Annotated in this window: 17 protein-coding genes; 11 read left to right on the top strand and 6 right to left on the bottom strand. The window is 72.3% G+C overall.

Features of this window, described 5'->3' with window-relative positions; translation table 11 throughout:
* Nucleotides 1-114: 114 nt before the first annotated feature.
* Genes ACFPIH_RS19440 through ACFPIH_RS19430 form a run of 3 tightly spaced genes read right to left on the bottom strand, consistent with a single transcriptional unit; the run spans nucleotide 115 to nucleotide 3,054 of the window.
* Entirely contained in the window at nucleotides 115-930 is an 816-nt protein-coding gene (locus ACFPIH_RS19440; RefSeq protein ID WP_381164559.1) for an STM4013/SEN3800 family hydrolase, read from the bottom strand.
* 37 nt (nucleotides 931-967) lie between these two features.
* Nucleotides 968-2,092: an STM4014 family protein gene (locus tag ACFPIH_RS19435; RefSeq protein WP_381163267.1), complete on the bottom strand. Its 1,125-nt coding sequence runs from the start codon at nucleotides 2,090-2,092 to the stop codon at nucleotides 968-970.
* Entirely contained in the window at nucleotides 2,089-3,054 is a 966-nt protein-coding gene (locus ACFPIH_RS19430; protein ID WP_381163270.1) for an STM4015 family protein, read from the bottom strand. The genes ACFPIH_RS19435 and ACFPIH_RS19430 overlap by 4 nt, the downstream gene beginning before the upstream one ends.
* A gap of 169 nt (nucleotides 3,055-3,223) precedes the next feature.
* Here ACFPIH_RS19430 and ACFPIH_RS19425 point away from each other — a divergent pair, with 169 nt between their 5' ends.
* Together ACFPIH_RS19425 and ACFPIH_RS19420 are read left to right on the top strand one after the other, a co-directional pair.
* A complete protein-coding gene (locus tag ACFPIH_RS19425; RefSeq protein ID WP_381163273.1) occupies nucleotides 3,224-3,550 on the top strand; it encodes a hypothetical protein in 327 nt (108 codons plus the stop codon).
* A 72-nt stretch (nucleotides 3,551-3,622) separates the two neighbouring features.
* Entirely contained in the window at nucleotides 3,623-4,669 is a 1,047-nt protein-coding gene (locus ACFPIH_RS19420) for a DUF6745 domain-containing protein (protein ID WP_381163276.1), read from the top strand.
* A gap of 56 nt (nucleotides 4,670-4,725) precedes the next feature.
* Here ACFPIH_RS19420 and ACFPIH_RS19415 read toward each other — a convergent pair whose 3' ends face one another.
* Complete coding sequence (locus tag ACFPIH_RS19415) at nucleotides 4,726-5,451, bottom strand: FAD binding domain-containing protein (protein ID WP_381163279.1); 726 nt, start codon at nucleotides 5,449-5,451, stop codon at nucleotides 4,726-4,728.
* A 317-nt stretch (nucleotides 5,452-5,768) separates the two neighbouring features.
* Here ACFPIH_RS19415 and ACFPIH_RS19410 point away from each other — a divergent pair, with 317 nt between their 5' ends.
* The 6 genes from ACFPIH_RS19410 to ACFPIH_RS19385 are packed head-to-tail and all read left to right on the top strand — an operon-like array spanning nucleotide 5,769 to nucleotide 11,165.
* A complete protein-coding gene (locus tag ACFPIH_RS19410) occupies nucleotides 5,769-6,725 on the top strand; it encodes a serine/threonine-protein kinase (protein WP_381164562.1) in 957 nt (318 codons plus the stop codon).
* Entirely contained in the window at nucleotides 6,715-7,167 is a 453-nt protein-coding gene (locus ACFPIH_RS19405) for a hypothetical protein (RefSeq protein WP_381163282.1), read from the top strand. Before ACFPIH_RS19410 ends, ACFPIH_RS19405 begins: the two co-directional genes overlap by 11 nt.
* Complete coding sequence (locus tag ACFPIH_RS19400) at nucleotides 7,164-8,369, top strand: hypothetical protein (protein WP_381163285.1); 1,206 nt, start codon at nucleotides 7,164-7,166, stop codon at nucleotides 8,367-8,369. Before ACFPIH_RS19405 ends, ACFPIH_RS19400 begins: the two co-directional genes overlap by 4 nt.
* A gap of 35 nt (nucleotides 8,370-8,404) precedes the next feature.
* Nucleotides 8,405-9,166 carry a vWA domain-containing protein gene (locus tag ACFPIH_RS19395; RefSeq protein WP_381163288.1) on the top strand — a complete coding sequence of 254 codons (762 nt, stop codon included), beginning with the start codon at nucleotides 8,405-8,407 and terminating at the stop codon, nucleotides 9,164-9,166.
* A gap of 11 nt (nucleotides 9,167-9,177) precedes the next feature.
* Entirely contained in the window at nucleotides 9,178-9,957 is a 780-nt protein-coding gene (locus ACFPIH_RS19390; protein WP_381163291.1) for a PP2C family serine/threonine-protein phosphatase, read from the top strand.
* Nucleotides 9,957-11,165, top strand: a complete 1,209-nt coding sequence (locus ACFPIH_RS19385; RefSeq protein ID WP_381163294.1) for a protein kinase — start codon at nucleotides 9,957-9,959, stop codon at nucleotides 11,163-11,165. The genes ACFPIH_RS19390 and ACFPIH_RS19385 overlap by 1 nt, the downstream gene beginning before the upstream one ends.
* A gap of 15 nt (nucleotides 11,166-11,180) precedes the next feature.
* On the opposite strand, the gene ACFPIH_RS19380 is transcribed toward ACFPIH_RS19385, so the two are convergent.
* On the bottom strand, nucleotides 11,181-11,918 hold the full coding sequence (locus ACFPIH_RS19380; RefSeq protein WP_381163297.1) for an SDR family oxidoreductase: 738 nt from the start codon (nucleotides 11,916-11,918) through the stop codon (nucleotides 11,181-11,183).
* Nucleotides 11,919-12,011: 93 nt separating this feature from the next.
* On the opposite strand from ACFPIH_RS19380, the gene ACFPIH_RS19375 reads away from it, so the two are divergent.
* Nucleotides 12,012-12,875, top strand: coding sequence for a LysR family transcriptional regulator (locus tag ACFPIH_RS19375; RefSeq protein WP_381163300.1), 864 nt, complete (start codon nucleotides 12,012-12,014; stop codon nucleotides 12,873-12,875).
* 57 nt (nucleotides 12,876-12,932) lie between these two features.
* Nucleotides 12,933-13,901, top strand: coding sequence for a GNAT family N-acetyltransferase (locus ACFPIH_RS19370; protein WP_381163303.1), 969 nt, complete (start codon nucleotides 12,933-12,935; stop codon nucleotides 13,899-13,901).
* On the opposite strand, the gene ACFPIH_RS19365 is transcribed toward ACFPIH_RS19370, so the two are convergent.
* Nucleotides 13,862-14,965: a peptidoglycan DD-metalloendopeptidase family protein gene (locus tag ACFPIH_RS19365; protein ID WP_381163306.1), complete on the bottom strand. Its 1,104-nt coding sequence runs from the start codon at nucleotides 14,963-14,965 to the stop codon at nucleotides 13,862-13,864. The two genes, ACFPIH_RS19370 and ACFPIH_RS19365, sit on opposite strands and share 40 nt — an antisense overlap.
* 227 nt (nucleotides 14,966-15,192) lie before the next feature.
* On the opposite strand from ACFPIH_RS19365, the gene ACFPIH_RS19360 reads away from it, so the two are divergent.
* Complete coding sequence (locus ACFPIH_RS19360; RefSeq protein WP_381163309.1) at nucleotides 15,193-16,164, top strand: STM4015 family protein; 972 nt, start codon at nucleotides 15,193-15,195, stop codon at nucleotides 16,162-16,164.
* The last annotated feature ends 11 nt before the right edge of the window (nucleotides 16,165-16,175 follow it).

The raw sequence follows: 16,175 nt of genomic DNA, 5'->3' as shown, positions 1-16,175 counted from the left end.
CCAGGCCCTGATCGCACTCGCCCGGCGCAAGGTCAACGTCCTCTACGCCATCCTGCGTGACCGTCGGCCCTTCGAAGCCCGGCCAACTCTTCGTCTCGTGGCTTGACTTCAGCATTAGGCAGCGGCCTCGGCGGGGTCCAGGAAGAAGTGGGCGTACGGCACGGTCCACACGGACTCGTGGCCGAGGCGGTGGCCGGTGTAGCCGTCGTCGCCGTAGGCGGTGCCGTGGTCGGAGCAGACGATCGCGAAGCAGCGGCGTCTGCTGCTCGCGGCGGCGAAGAGGCGGCCGATGTGCCGGTCCACGTACTCCAGGGCGGCAGCGTGCGTCTCACGGCTGTCGCCGGCCTCGCGGGTCGCGCCGGGCAGGTGGAACCAGTTCGGCTGGTGCAGGGCGGAGACGTTGACGAAGAGGAACAGCCGCTGTCCGGCGGGGAGTTCACCGATGACGCGTTCGGCGTGGGCGATCTGGTTCTCGAAGGAGTGGGGTGAGGTCACGCCGAACTCCGGTGTCCAGTGGGACTCGTGGAAGAGGCCGGGCAGCACCGAGCCGAGCGGGCCCTGCTTGTTGAAGAAGCCCACTCCCCCGACGCAGACCGTGTGGTAGCCCTCCTTGGCCAGACCGGAGACCAGGTCGGGGGTGTCGTAGACGAAGGTGCCGTCGGCGGTGGACTCGCTGCCCGCGAAGCTCGCCGCGAACAGCCGCGGATGCGGTCCCGGTGCGGCTGGGGTGGGCAGGAATCCGGCGAAGACGGCCTGGTGGGAGGCGTAGGTGAAGCTGCCCGGCGCGTGCCGCTTCTCCCAGCTGCCGCCGGGGAGGTGACGGGTGAGGTTCGGGATGCGGCCCGCTTCGGCGAGCTCGACGGCGACGTCGTACCGCAGGGTGTCGAGGGTGACCAGGAGGAGATCGTGGCTGCCGACGACGTCCTTCATGTCGGGCACGGGCATGTCGGGCTCAGGCATGTCGGGCTCAGGCATGGGGAGTTCCTGTTCTGTGCCGGTCGTGCAGTACGGCGGCCACCTGGGCGGCATAGGTGTCCATGCCCTCGGCGCCGCTGCCGGGCAGACCGGTGAGCCGGGGCAGCAGGTCACCGAAGGCGTTGACCTCGCCGACGGCGGTCCCGTGCCAGCCGACCGCCGGGAGCAGGTCGACACCTACGCAGAGGGTGCGCGGGAAGCAGGCCGCCGCCCGTTCGCACACGCCGAGGACGTCGGCCCAGCGGGCGCCCGCCGTCTCGAAGGACCGCCGGACGGCTTCGAGGTCGCCGCGGCTGCCGCCGAGGTGGAGATTGGTCATGGGCGAGCGGCTGGTGCGGACGACGGCATGGGTGGCCCGGCCGGCCACGACGACGACCCGCAGATCGGCGGCCCTACCGTCCTGGGAGGCCTTCGGGAACCAGCGTTCGAGGTGCAGTCCGTCCGGGGCGAGGGCGTCGACGATCGCCGCGACGGCCTCCTCGCTCTCGTAGCGGCGCACCCTGAGGGAGTTGTACAGGCGGCCGTCCGGGGCGCGTTCCACCGAGGTGGTGGCCCTGATCCGGCCGCCGCCGCCCGTCTCGACGGCGAGGACACCCGACGCGGACGACCCGTGCGCGGGCTTGACGAACAGCCGGGGCATCCGGTGCTCGCGCATCAGTTCCCGCACGTCGTCCCAGCCCCGCACCGGCGCGCCGCCGGGGCCCGAGGTGGGCGAGGCGGGGACGGGAACACCGGCCGCGTCGAGGACGGCGTGGCACTTCCGCTTGTCGAACAGCACGGCGAGGTCGTCCGGGTCGTCGAGGCGGATGCCCCCGCGCATCCCGGACAGCGCGGCAACGAGCCCGGTGTACCAGCGGGCCGAGCCCTCGACCCGGGTGGGGTCTCCGGCGCCCCGCAGCAGCCGGTCGACCTCCGGGTTCTCGCCGGGCGAGTCGACCCGGACGGTCTCGTCGGCGGCGAAGTCGGCTCCCCCGTCGCGCAGGACGTCCGTCCAGGGGACGACGCGCGGGCCGGGCAGTCCTGCCGCGCGCACCGCGTCGGCGAAGAGGGCGACGCGTCGGTTCTCGGGGTTGCCGACCACCGCGAAGCGGGGCGGCGGCACGGTTGGGCCGCTCACTCGGCCACGGCGATATAGCGGAACGGCTCGTCGTCGTCCTCGTCCTCGTCCTCCTCGGCACCGTCGTGGTCGAGGTCGACCTCGACCCCCGCGGCCCCGAGGGTCTGCAGGAGACGGTCCATCAGCGGCTCGGTGAGGTAGTTGTGGTGCAGGTCGAGCTTCTTGAGGTGGGTGAGGGGCTGACCCGCGAGCAGGGCGGCGGCGCCCTCGTCGGTCAGGATGCCCATGGAGAGGTCCAGCACCTCCAGGCGGGCGACCACGGGCGCGGCGGCCACAGCCACGGCGATCTCGTCCTGGATCTCGCTGTTGCGCAGGGCCAGATGGCGCAGACGCGGCAGACGGGCACCGGACAGGAACGGCTCCAGGTCGGCCACCTCGCTGTCGCCGCCGTACTCGTCGGTGCCGAGCCACAGGTCCAGGTGTTCCAGGGCGGGCAGGTCGCCGGCGCCGACCCCGCGCACCACCTCGGCGGACAGTCCGCCGGTCTGGATGACGAGCTTGCGCAGCGCGCGGTGGCTCGTCGCGGGGAACTCCAGCCCGGAGCCGCCGCGCACACCGAACTCCTCCAGCTCGGGGAAGCCGGTCAGCAACGGGGTGACGTCGGTCTGCCTGATCCAGGAGATCTCGCACTCCTCCCCGACCATGTCGCCGATGAACACGGCGCGCAGCGCGGGGAAGCTGTCCCGGGCCGCGACCAGCGTCTTGACGGCCTCGGCGGAGTCGTCGGAGGACGCGTCCCCCCACTGGCCGACGATCAGTGCCTTGACGCGGGTGGTGTCGACGGTGTCGCAGAAGCGGGCGAAGAGCGAGTTCCAGTCCTCGCCGTTGGAATAGAAGTGGTTGGTGTTGAACCGCCAGGCGACGGCGTCCGGGGCGGGGAGGTTGCCGGTCCCCCCGTCGAGGGCCGGGAAGGTGTGGCTGCGCAGCCCGTACAGCTCGTCCAGGTGTCTGTTGACGGTCATAGGGCTGCTCCCAAGAAGAAAGAACGTGCGTTCCCGACGTCCGCAGTTCTACCAACAGCCACTGACAACGCCCGTCGGCGGGGCCGGGGTCGGAGCCGTTGTCAGTGGCGGCCCCTACGGTCGTGGTCATGAGCCGGTGCGGGGTGCACCCGGCGGTGAGGGGAGAGCCATGTACCGGCAGGGAGACGTGCTGATCGTGCCGGTGGCGGAGGAGGCGGTGCCGCCGCATGCCGGGCAGGCGCCGAGGGAGGCGCGGGACGGGCGGGGGCGGCTGGTGCTGGCGCTGGGCGAGGTCACCGGACACGCCCACGCGGTGGTCGGACCGGGTGATCTGGTGCGCGAGCCGGGGCCGTTCGGTCCGCTGCTGCTGCATCTCCCGCAGGGCGGCCGGGTGGTCCACGAGGAGCACGCGGTGATCGCGCTGCCGAAGGGCTGGTTCCGGGTGATCCGGCAGCGGGAGTACGTACCGGGGTCCGTGCGGATCGTCGCGGACTGACCAGAGGCTGACTGAACAGAGGGTGCTGCACAGAGGGTGGCTGACCAGAGGGTGAGGGACGGGGAGATGGAGATGACGACGATGGAGACGCGGGCGGGCCGGGTTGCCGCCGACACGGGCGTCGACGCGTGGCGGGGGTGGGCCGCGGCGGCCGTTCCGGCGGACCGCGCCGCCGCCGAGGCGGGCGTACGGCGGGCCTACCGGCAGGCCGGGCTGGCGGAGCCGGAGGAGGTGGTGTGGGCCGGTTCGCCGCGCGAGGCGGTGACCCTGATCCGGGCGTTGCGGGACCCGGGTCCCAGTGTGCGCGAGGCGATCCGCAGTGCGCCCTGGGCCGGCGAACGGCACCGACTGCACGGCGAGTTGGGTGCGGCGGGTTGGGCGGCGCACTGGGCGGCGACCGGCGGCCGGCTGTGGGGGTCGACGCAGGCCCTGGTGGACCGGATCCGCGCCGGGGTGCTGGCGGACCTGGTCGGCGAGGACACCGGGAAGGCGGCCACGGAGGTCAGGCTGACCCTCCTGGACGCGGTGCTGGGGCAGCACGACGCGCCGTGGCTCGCCGCGTTCGCCACGGACGACGGTCCGCTGGACGGGCTGGCCGCGGTGTGCCGCAGCGCCGGCTGGTGGTGGCCGTACGCGCGGGTGGCGGTGGTGTGCGAGCGCCCGGTGGCCCTGCACCGGGACGAGGCGGGCCGGCTCGACCACGGCGACGGCCCGGCGCTCGCCTATCCGGACGGCTTCGCGCTGTACGCGTGGCGCGGTATGCCGGTGCCGGCCGGTTTCCTCGCGGAGCTGCCGGCGCTCACTCCGGAGCGGATCCGCGCCGAGGAGAACGCCGAACTGCGCCGGGTGATGCTGGAGTACTACGGCTACGACCGCTATCTGGCGGACTCCGGTGCCCGTCCCGTCCACCGCGACGAGACGGGCGTCCTGTGGCGGATCGATCTCCAGGGCGACGAGCCGGTGGTGATGGTGGAGGTCGTCAACTCCACCCCGGAGCCGGACGGCACCCGGCGCACCTACTGGCTCCGGGTACCGCCGTCCACCCGGACGGCACGCGCGGGAGTCGCCTGGACCTTCGGACTGGAGGAGGAGGCGTACGCCCCCGCGCGGGAGACGTGACACGAGCAACCGGCGCCGCCCGAGCGCAGCTCGCCCCTGCGTCGCGGTGCGAACTCCTATGCCGCGCGGGCGAGTACGTCGGCGACCTGGGCGCGGACCGCGGCCCGGGCCTCGGCGGGCAGTGAGCCGAGGTCGGTGGGTTCCAGGGCGTCGAGCACCTGTCCGGCGTCGGTGCCGGCCTCCCACGGCGTGCTCTCGCTGACGACCTCGTAGCCGTCGCGGACCGCGACGCGCAGCCGCCCCGGGCCGTCACCGCCATCGCCGTGGACCGCCGCCGCGACGATGAGGGGCGGGGGTCCGCCCGGGTCGCCCTCCAGCTTGCGGTAGCCGCTGGCCAGCGGGGTGCGCCAGCGCAGGCCCAGCAGGAGGTGCCGCTTGGCGACCACCTCCGGCAGGTCGGCGTCGTACACGTTGTCGGACTCCAGGACCGTCGCCCGGGAGTTCAGGACGAGGGCCGCGGGGAGCAGGTCGCGCAGGGTGCTGCCGACGATGTTGCCGCCGACCGTGGCGGTACGGCGCACCGCGCCCGTGCCCACTCCCAGGGCCGCCCGGTGCAGCGCTTCCGGCACGGTGGCGTCGACGCGGTGCAGCAGTACCGCGGCGCCCAGTTCCTCCCGGCCGACCACGTTGGCCTCGGGCACGTTGCGCAACGACACGGCCTGCTCGGGGAAGCCGTCCCGTTGCCAGGCGGCCCAGACCAGGGTGGCCCCGCCGATCGGTATCGCGCCGTCGGCCAGACACCGCTGCGCTTCGGACACGGAGGCGGGAAGACGCAACTGCACGACAACCGACCTGCCTTCCCGGGTAGTTCATGGTGATCACTGACAGAACGATTCTGCCCGCGCACGAGGGGGCGCATACAGGGCTCACCGCGGCACTGCGCGCCCCCTGAGCCCCCTTCTGCCGAACCACACCTCCCCCACACCTGTCCCGTTTTCCACAACGACATACAAAATCGGCCAACGCCGCTACTCTGTACCGGTATTCGCCGCGCAGGGGACGGTGAATTCGCCACACCTGCCGGATCACGCTCCGAACAAAAGCGCGATCAGGGCGTTTGTTTTCGGGGGGAATCGAACACACCGTGGAACAGAAACGCATGCCGGTACGCATCGGCCCTTATCAGGTGTCGGCGTTTCTCGGCCAAGGGGGCATGGGATCCGTCTACTTGGCCAGGACGCGCGGCGGGCGGTCGGTGGCCGTCAAAGTCATCCGCCCCGAACTGGCCAGGGAACCGCGGTTCCGCAGCCGGTTCGCCCGGGAGGTGACAGCCGCCAAGGCGGTCAGCGGGGCCTATACCGCGTCGGTCGTGGAGGCCGACACCGAGTGCGAAGAGCCCTGGCTGGCCACGGTGTTCGTGCCCGGCCCCTCCCTGTGGGAAGCCGTGCGGGTGGGCGGCACGTTCACCCCCGACCGGGTGCGGCAGCTCGGCGCCGGACTGGCGGAGGCGCTCGCGGACATCCACGCCGCCGGAATCGTGCATCGGGACCTCAAGCCGCAGAATGTGCTGATGAATGCGGAAGGCCCACGGGTCATCGATTTCGGCATCGCACATGTGACCGACCTTCCGCCGCTGACCGATCCGGACTCCCTGCTCGGCACTCCGCATTTCATGTCACCGGAACAGATCACCGGCGGAGTTCTCTCCCCCGCGAGCGATGTGTTCTCCCTCGGGCTGGTGCTCGCATTCGCCGCGAGCGAGCAGGGTCCTTTCGGGACCGGAAACAACGCTCAGCTCCTTTATCGCATCGTGCACACCGAACCCGATATGAGCGCCCTGCCCCAGGAATTACGGCTCCTGGTGGCCGCCTGTCTCGCCAAACGGCCGGACCGGCGGCCCACTCCGGCCGAACTGCTCGACGCCCTCGGCACCCGGGCGGCGGACCCCGACACACCGACGCTGCCCGCGGTTCCCCGGCCGTACACACCCACCGTGTGGGCGCCGCCGGCCCGGCCCGGTGAGGGCGGCGGCGACTTCGCGTGGAACGCGCAGGCTCTCCTGGCGGACGGACTCACGGACGCCCTGGTGATCGAGGCGGCCGGTCATGACACCTGAACACACCGGGTACCCGCCCCACTTCCTCCTCGACACCGACTGGAACGGCCTGGTGAACCGCTGGGCCACCGGAATCGGCGTACCGGCCCACGACGCGGCCACGCACATCACGCTCAGTGTGTCGCGCCGCCCGGCCGCCGACCGGTTGCAGGTCCACCTCACCACGTCCCGCCGCTTCCTGGTGGCGTTCATGACGACCGGCCGCGGTCTGGCGCCGGGCGAGCTGGCCCGGGCCGCCGCCGCCAACGCCTGGAACATCGAGCAGTTGATCCCGACCCTCTCCGTGTGGAACGTGCGCGGCGACCGGCCGCACCTGGGCGGCGTGTGCACCCTGCCCCTGTCCTGCCGGATGACCCAGCCCGACTTCGACGCCACCGCGTCGGGCTGGGTCGACCAGGCCGCGACCATGTTCACCCGATGCCGCGAGGTGTTCAGCCTGTGACACCACCGTCGAGCCCGCCGCCCCGCGCCCCGCACCGCCCTCCCACCCGTCGCACCCCCGCCGCCGCGCGCCGGGCCGCCGTCCGCCGGGTCCTGCTCGGCGCCGTCCTGCTCGGCTCGGCGCTGACGCTGGTCACCGCGATACCCTCCGGCGCCCAGCGTCCCGATCCCCCGGGGCCCGTCGGCCCGGCCGCCACCCGGACCGCCGGGGCGGCCTGCCCCCAACAGGAGTTCACCGCGTCCCTGCGGTGCTGGGGCGAGCACGCGTCGACCGGCGAGCGCGTCGTCGTGACGATCACGGCACCGCAGGACCTTCCCGAGGACACCGGTCCCGACACGGTGAAGCAAGCGGTGGAGCAACTGCGCGACCGAGTGATCGTGATCGTGCCGAACAGCGTGCGCACCGGCTCCGGCGGGACGTTGCTGCTGGCTCTGGCCTCCCAGCGCATCGTGGGCCGGGACAGCACGGTGTCCGCGCTGACCGAACGCGTCGATCAGCGACTGCGCGAATTCTCGGGCTGCCCGCTGAACGGCTTCTGCGACGCCGTCAGCACCGAGTCCAGGAGCGGGGAGTACCTCGTCGACAAGGGAGTCGTGCAGGACGGCGCAACCGCGCTGTTCACCGCCGGCCCGGCGGACACCGCGCTCCCGTCCCACGCCACCGGGACGAGCGACGGCACGGACCTCTCGGGCTCCGGGGACGACGGCTCGTCCTCGGGCGGCGACCTCCCCCTGATCCTCTTCGTGGTCGCCCTGCTCACCTGCCTGTTGATCACCATGGGGGTCCTGGTCCGCCGTACCCACCCGACGGTCGGTCCGCCGCCCACGACACCCGCCGAGGCCGGCGCGGGCACGCCCCAGGGCACCCAGCCGCCCCGCCACCGCGGCGGCGGCAGGTCCCGGTCGCGCCCGCAGCAGCCGGCGCCCGCCACGGTGGCCGACCCGGGCCATCGGGCGCCGGACGAGCGGGACGCCCCTACGACGGCCCTCGCGGCCCCCGCCCGACGGCGGACGGCGTCCTCCCACCCGTCCGCCACCGTCCGCACCGCGCTGCGGCCCCAGGGCTATGTGGCCATCAACGGCCTGCTGTACCGGGCGAGCTGGGTCGGCCACGGCGAGCCGCCGGCACCGGGACAGCAGGTGGACGTGGGCCGGGGCAGCACGGGCGAACTGACCGTGACCGGGTTCATCAGTGAGTCCTGACACCACCGCAACAGCGAATGCACAGGGGTACTTCCATGCGTGACGAGGGTTCGCACAGTGTTCCGCTCTACTACAACGACATCGTTCCCGACGGCAACGCCCAACGGCAGCCCCTCGTGCTGTGTCTGGACACCTCCATGTCCATGGCGAACGCACCCATCGACATGCTGAACAAGGCACTCCAGGAGTGGGTGCTCCAGCTCCGCTCCGACATCAACCTCACCAACAGCGTCGAGGTCGCCCTCGTCACCTTCGGCGGCCGGCAGGTGTGCACCTGGCAGGGCACGACCGTGCTGGCCGACCCGGCGGACCCGGGCGCCTTCGTCCCCGCGCACTCCTTCGGCGCCCCGCACCTGCAGGCCAGCGGCGTCACCCTGATGACGGACGCGCTGCGCACCGCCGTCCAGCTGGTGACGGCCCGCAAGACCGTGCTGCGCGAGGCCGGCCACCTCTACTACCGTCCGCAGATCTGTCTGATCACCGACGGACAGCCGACGGACAGCCAGGGGCAGCCCACCGACGACTGGCGGCGGATCGTGCCGCTCCTCGCCGACCAGCAGCAGAAGAAGAAGTTCCGGCTGTTCGCGATCGGCGTCGGCGGCATCACCCCGCGCGGCGAGGAGGTGCTGCGGGCGATAGCCCCCAAGTACTACGCCCGGCTCCAGGGTTTCCCCTTCCGGCAGGTGCTCCAGATGATGTCCGCGAGCGCGGGGGCGCAGGACAAGGGCGACGGCGAGGAGATCTACGAGAAGATCTTCGCCCGGTTCACCACCCAGCGGTCCGCGTGGAACGGGTGAGGGGCACGACGATGAGCGTCACCACCCCCTGGCGGGTGCACGGGCTCAGTGTGACCGGGCTGCGGCACCGCACGGACAACGTTCCCTGTCAGGACGCGCACACCCACCGGGTCCTCGCCCCCGAGACCTTTCTGCTCGCCGTCGCCGACGGGGCCGGCAGCCGTCCGCTGTCCGGGCAGGGGGCCCGGCTGGCGGTGGAGCTGGCCGGCGTCTACTTCCTGTCGGCCACCACCCTGCCCCAGCAGCCGGAGGCCGTGGAGCACTTCCTGCGCGCGCGGTTCACCGTGCTGCGCAACGAGTTCCGGCGCCAGACCCAGCCCCACCCGGAGGACTACGCCACCACACTCACCGTGGTCGTCCACACCCGGCACTGGCTCGGCTACCTCAGTGTCGGCGACGGGTTCGCGGTGCTGCGGGCCGGAACCGTGGACGGGGAACCGCAGTTCCATCTGCTGCCCCAGCCGGACCCGGTCAGCGAATACAGCAACGAGGCGTTCTTCGTGACCTCCGACGACGCGACGGACCGCCTGGAGACGGCCTGTGTCGTGGACGACCAGATCACCGGGATCCTGCTGTCCACCGACGGACTCACCCAGGCCGCCGTGGAGTACCCCGGCAACCACCGCAAACGGGTCCGGCAGACCTTCGTGTCCAAGGTCCTCGGCGCGCTGGAACGGCCCGACGTACCCGCCCAACAGGAGGAGGAAGAGCTGACCCGGCTGCTGGAGTCCCGACGGCTCAGCGCGGACAACGCCGACGACAAGACGGTCCTCAGGGCGGTTCGAGGCTGATGCGCGAGGTGTACATCGACGGGCGCCGCACCCCGCTGGACGAGCAGCCGCTGGCCTCGGGCGGACAGGCCGCCGTCTACGCGATCACCGGGGAACCCGGGCGGGTGGTGAAGATCTACCACGACCTCCCCGACCCGGACCAGCAGCAGCGGCTCACCGGCATGATGCGGATGTCGCCCCTGGTCGACCGGGCCACCGACGGCCGCCAGGCCCCCGAGCTGGCCTGGCCCGGCGCGCTCGCCCGGGACGCCGGCGGCACGATCGTCGGCTATGCCATGCAGCGGTTCGGCCAGCCGGAACACGTCCCGCTGGCCGCCCTGTTCGACCGGTGGACCCGGGCCAAGGTGTTCAGCCCGGAACTGGACTGGCGGTTCCTGCTCGGGGTGGCCTGGAACCTCGCCTACCTCACCGTGCGGCTGCACAGCGAGGACATCGTCGTAGGCGACTTCTCGGCCCGCAACATCGTCGTCGACCGCGACGGCTTCGTGACGTTCCTCGACTGCGACTCCATGGCCTTCGAGGACCCGGACGACGCGCGGTACTTCCCCTCCGAGATGCACACGCCCGCCTACAGCGCGCCGGAACGCTTCGCGCGGGGCGGGGCGACCCGGGCCAGCGACGGGTTCGCCCTGGCGGTCTGTGTGTTCCAGCTGCTCACCGGCGGCATCCACCCCTTCGCCGGCCAGCCCAGGGGGGTCGGCTCGGTCAGCGTGTCCATGCGCAGCCGGATCTCCGACGGGACGTCCTACGTCACCCAGCCGCAGCGGATCGTCATGCCCAAGGGCACGGTGTCGCCCGGCATCCTTCCGCTGCCCCTGTTCGCCCTGGCCGAGCGGGCCTTCTCGGCCTCGGCGGCGGATCCCACGACCCGGCCGACGCCCGCGGAGTGGTTCGAGGCGCTGGAGACGACCCGCGGCTCCGTGGTGTCCTGCGCCGCCCGTACCCACCACGCCTACGCCGCCGGCCTGAACTCCTGCCCCTGGTGCGAACGCCTCGCACGACAGGAACCCGACCTCTTCGCGTCGGCCACCCTGCCCGCGCCGCGCCCATCCACCACCGCGCCCCCGGTACGCCCCGCGCGCGCCACCGCCACCACCCGCTCCGCGCCCCCTCCCCCGGCCCCCCGTTCCGCCCCGACCCGCGTCACCGTGATCGTCTCCCTGATCGCCCTCCTCGTACTGATCGCCGTACTCCTGCGCGTCACCTGAGAAGCAGGTCCGGGGTCACCAGGGGATGACGCCGTCGTCCTCGAAGAACGAACCGGTCGGGCCGCCGTCGGGCAGCGTGGCGAGCCGGATCGCCGTGGCCGCGCCCTGCTCGGGAGTGCGGGGTCCGTAGAAGCCGTTGAAGTCGGTCGCGACCAGGCCCGGGCAGGCGGCGTTGATCAGGATGTCCGTACCGGCGAACTGCCGGGCGTACTGCACGGTGACGGCGTTGAGGAACGACTTCGACGGCGAGTAGGCCGCCATGACGGGGCCGATCTCGATGCCCGGGTCCGCCTGCCGGGTCAGGGAGGCGACGCTGCTGGAGACGTTGACGATGCGTGGCGACGTCGAGCGCCGCAGCAGCGGCAGCATCGCGTTGGTCACCCGGATGACACCGATGACGTTGGTCTCCACGACCGTGCGGACCAGGTCGAGGTCGAGGGTGGTCGGGTCCTGCAACCACCCCGGGCCCGTCTCTCCTGAGATACCGGCGTTGTTGACCAGGACGTCCAGCCGCCCGGCCTGCCGTTCGACCAGTTCCGCGGCGTCGGCGACGCTCCGGTCGCCGGTCACGTCCAGCGGCACCCCGAACGCGTCCACCCCGGCGGCGCACAGCTTCTCGACAGCGGTCCCGCGCCGGGCCGCGTCGCGGGCTCCGACGCCCACGCGGTACCCGAGGGCGCCGAGACCGGCCGCGATCTCGTACCCGATTCCCTTGTTCGCACCGGTCACCAGTGCGGTCTTCGTTTCGCTCATGCCGTTGATGTTCACTCACGGACGAGCGGCGCATCCAACACCGATACGGTGTCCTGTCATACCCGGTGGGTATCACCGAGCTACGCTGTGGCCGTGGACACCTTGGAGACCCGCGAGTTGAGGTATTTCCTGGCCGTCGCCGAGGAACTGCACTTCGGCCGCGCCGCCGAGCGCCTCGGCATGGCCCAGCCACCGCTGTCCCGGGCGATCCAGCAGCTCGAACGGCGCCTCGGCGTCTCCCTGCTGGAACGCAACCGCCGCGGTGTCTCCCTGACCGGCGCCGGAGAGGTACTGCTGCACGAGGGCCGCGCGGCCCTCGACGCGACCACCGCCGCCGCCCGCCGCACCCGCCGCGCCGGTGGCGCCGACGGTCCGGGCGGCCCCCGCAACCGCCTGGTGCTGGCGGTGAAGGCCGCCGCGTCCCACGAGCTGCTGCAGAAGCTCCTCGACGCCTACGCGGCCGAGCCCGACGCCGCCGAGATCGAGGTACTGCCGTGCGGCTTCTGTGAGCAGGAGGAGCTGCTGCGCGACGGCCGCGCCGATGTGGCGCTCATGCACAAGCCGTTCAACTCCCTCGCCGGGTTCGACAGCGAGGAACTGCTGACCGAGGGGCAGATCGCCATCCTGCCCGCCGGGCACCCCCTCGCCGCGCGCAGGACTCTGTCCCTGGCCGAGGTCAGCGACATCCCCGATCTGCCGCTCGCCCGCTGGCCCCGCAACGGCACGTACCCACCCGGCCCGGGCCCCGAGATCCGCGACCAGACACAGCTGGCCCAGCTGGTCGCCCTCGGACGTACGGTGACCGTCTTCCCGGAGTCGGCCCGCGCCTGGCTGTGGGCCGAGCACACCGCCGTCCCCCTGACCGACGCACCCCCCGTCGTCACCCACATCGCCTGGCCGGCGCACAGCCGCTCCCTCGCCCTCGCCGGGCTGATCCGCACGGCCACACGGCTCTGACCCGCTCCTGGTGAAAACCGGTTGCGGTGGGGGCGGGCGTCACCGGACTCTGACGCCATGCCGTATCTCATACGTTCCGTCGCCCTCGCCGACGCGCCCGCGGTCACCGAGTTGATGAACGAGGTCGACCTGATCGAGATCGGCCGCCCCGAGACCGACCTGCACATCGTCGAGGCGGATCTGAAGCACCCCGAGGCCGACCTGGAGCGCAACTCCTGGCTCGCCTTCGACGGCGGCCGGCTGGTCGCGTACGGGCTGCTGTGGGACGAGTCGGAGGGCGAGCGCATCGACATCGACCAGTACGTCCTGCCGGACCACCAGGAGGCGGCCCGGCTGCTCCTCACCTCGATGGAGGCCAGGGCGCTGGAGAAGGCCCGGGAGAACGGCGCCGAGCGTGCCGTGGTGCATCTCCATCTGAACGTACGGCCCACCCTGGACACCGAACTGCTGCGCGCCCGGGACTGGAACGTCGTACGCCGCTACCACGTGCTGCGCAGGCCCCTGGACGCGGCGCAGGACGTGGCGCCCGAGCCGCCGGCCGGTGTACGGCTGCGGCCCTGCGCCACCGAGGCGGACCGGGTGCGCGTCCACGAGCTGTACCAGGACACGTTCGCCGAGCACTTCGACCACCAGCCGCGGGCGTACCGGCAGTGGCTGAACGACATCGACGCCGAGGGCGTCGACTGGTCGCTGGTGTGGATCGCCGACGTCGAGGGGTTCGGCGACGCCGGGTTCCTGCTCGCCCGGGACGACCGCGAGGCGATGGGCTGGATCCGCAGCCTCGGGGTCCGGCGCGAGGCCCGGGGCCGCGGGGTGGCCGGCCTCATGCTGCGGCACGCCTTCGCGGCGTTCGCCGCGCGGGGCCGGGACAGCGTGGGGCTCGGCGTGGACACCTCCAACGCCACCGGGGCGCCCGCGCTGTACGCCCGCCACGGGATGACCGTCCACTACGCGGTGGACACCTGGGAAGCGGTCCTGCGCCAGGCCTATCCGGACGCCGTCAGCCAGGGCATCGGGTCGGTGTAGTAGCCGTCGTAGATCACCTCGAAGTGCAGATGGGGGCCGGTGGACAGGCCGGTGGAGCCGACCCTGCCGACGGACGTGCCGGTCCGCACGCTCTGGCCCACGGTGACGTCGATGCGGGAGAGGTGGCTGTACGTCGTCTCCAGCCGTTTGCCGCCGATGGTGCCGTGGTCGATCACGACCCGGTTGCCGTAGGCACTGGTGAGGGCCGCGAAGACCACCGTGCCGTCGCGTGCGGCGGAGACCTGGGCGCCCTGGGGCGCGCCGAAGTCCACGCCGGTGTGGAGCTTGGTCACACCGGTCAGCGGGTGCTTGCGGGAGCCGTAGGGGGAGGTGACCGTGAGGGTGGTGGTGGGCGCGGTCAGGATCGCGTTCGCCTGCGCGGTGCCGCCGCCGGGGTCCTCCTTGTCGAAGTCCGCGTACGTCGCGAACCTGGCCTTCACCTCGCCGAGGTAGGTCTGCGCCCCGGCGGGGACCTTGCCCGCCTTCGCCACGGCGTCGGTGCCGACCGCGTAGGCGGCGAGGGTGAGATCGACGAGGTCCCCGTTGACGGTTCCGTCGGTCCTGAGGTCGGTGACCTTTCGGGCGAGTGAGCAGTCCTGACGGCCGAGCGCCATGATGGCGTCGGCCTGGTCGCGCGGCGAGGAGCGCCCGTTGCCGTCGTCGTCCTTGCCCCAGGTCCGCCACCCGGCGTCGGTGAAGGCGGCGATGCCCTGCTCGCCGGAGGGGCCGCCGCTGTCGTTGTCCCAGCCGGTGAGCTGGTCGATCTGGGCGGCGAGCACGGACGGGGTCACGACGGTGCAGGCCTCGGCGGACTTGCGCAGCCAGGGGCCGTAGGTCGCGTTGACGCCGCCCGCGGTGTCCTGCTGGGTGCTCCCGCCCGGGGTCAGGTCCTCGGGGAGTCCGCCGGTCAGGGCGAGGACTCCGGTCACCGCGGCGAGGGTGAGCAGTCCGGGCAGGACGAGGAGGGTGAAAGGGCCGGGGCCGCGTCTGCGCGGGGTCGAGGGTTCCGGCGGAGAAGCGGGGGCCTGCTGCGGAGGTGTCTCGACGGTCTGCTCGTCGCTCACGCGGCGCGGTCCTGACGGTACGTCAACGGCCGCTGCGGAAAAGTGCAGTTGTTCACGAGCGGACGTTAGCGGGCGGCCCGCCGCGCGTCACCGGACGCGAGGGCAGACCTGCTGTCCGCACGGGCAACTCCCGCCCGGCGACTGTCGGTGGGAGTTGGTAGAAAGTACGGCGCACGGGCCGGGACACGGGAGTTCCGGCCATCGTCCCCTCTCGGAGGTTCCTGCCCATGGCGCTGGACCACATCTCGGAACTGCACGGCCTGCCGGTGTACGAATTCCCGCGCCCCGGCGCCGACGCGGCGCCGTTGCCGGCGGCGGAGACGGTCGCCTGGAAACTCTCCCGGGACGAACTCGTCGACGGCGAGGAACCCTTCACCGCGTGCTGGCACCGTTTCCTGGACACCGTCGACCCCGCGCGCGTGCGCGCTCTGGTCCTGGGGGACGGCGCCTACGGCAACGAGAACTCCGCGGGGCCCGACGATCCGGTCCAGCTGCTCGCGGAGGCCGCCGACCGGCTCACCGGGCTCGAGGCCCTCTACCTCGCCGACCTCAACTTCGAGGAGTCCGAGCTCTCCTGGATCATCCAGGACGATGTCTCCCCGGCCCTCGCCGCCTACCCGCGGCTGCTGGAGCTCGGCGTCCGTGGTTCCGGCGGCGGCTTCAGCGGCCAGCCGGGGCTGCAGTTCACGCCGCTGCGCCACGAGCACCTGCGGACGCTCCGCTTCGAGAACGGCGGGCTGCCCGCCGAGGTGGTCCACGGCCTCGCCGCCTCGGACCTGCCCGCCCTGGAGCACCTGGACCTGTGGCTGGGCGTGGAGTGGTACGGCCGCACCACGACCGTCGAGCACCTCGCGCCGATCCTGGACGGCTCCCGGCTGCCCGCGCTGCGCCGGCTGGGCCTGCAGAACGCGGACATCCAGGACGAGGTGGCCGCCGCCGTCGCCTCCGCTCCGGTGGTGGCCCGGCTCACCGCCCTGCACCTCGGCCACGGCACCCTGTCGGACACCGGCGCCGAGGCCCTCCTGAGCGGCCAGCCCCTGGTGCACCTCCAGGAACTGGACCTGCATCACCACTATCTGTCGGACGCGATGATGGAGCGCGTACGGCAGACCCTGGAACCCCACGGCGTCAAGGTCGACCTCTCCGAGCAGGAGAGCGCGGACGACCCCGAGGAGCGGTACGTGTCCGCCGACGAGTGACCGCCGGCGGA

The sequence above is a fragment of the Streptomyces vulcanius genome, assembly GCF_042653945.1.
GTDB lineage: Bacteria > Actinomycetota > Actinomycetes > Streptomycetales > Streptomycetaceae > Streptomyces > Streptomyces mangrovi.
The sequence above is the reverse complement of the archived record's forward strand: the minus strand, read 5'-3'. Positions and strand labels throughout refer to the sequence as shown.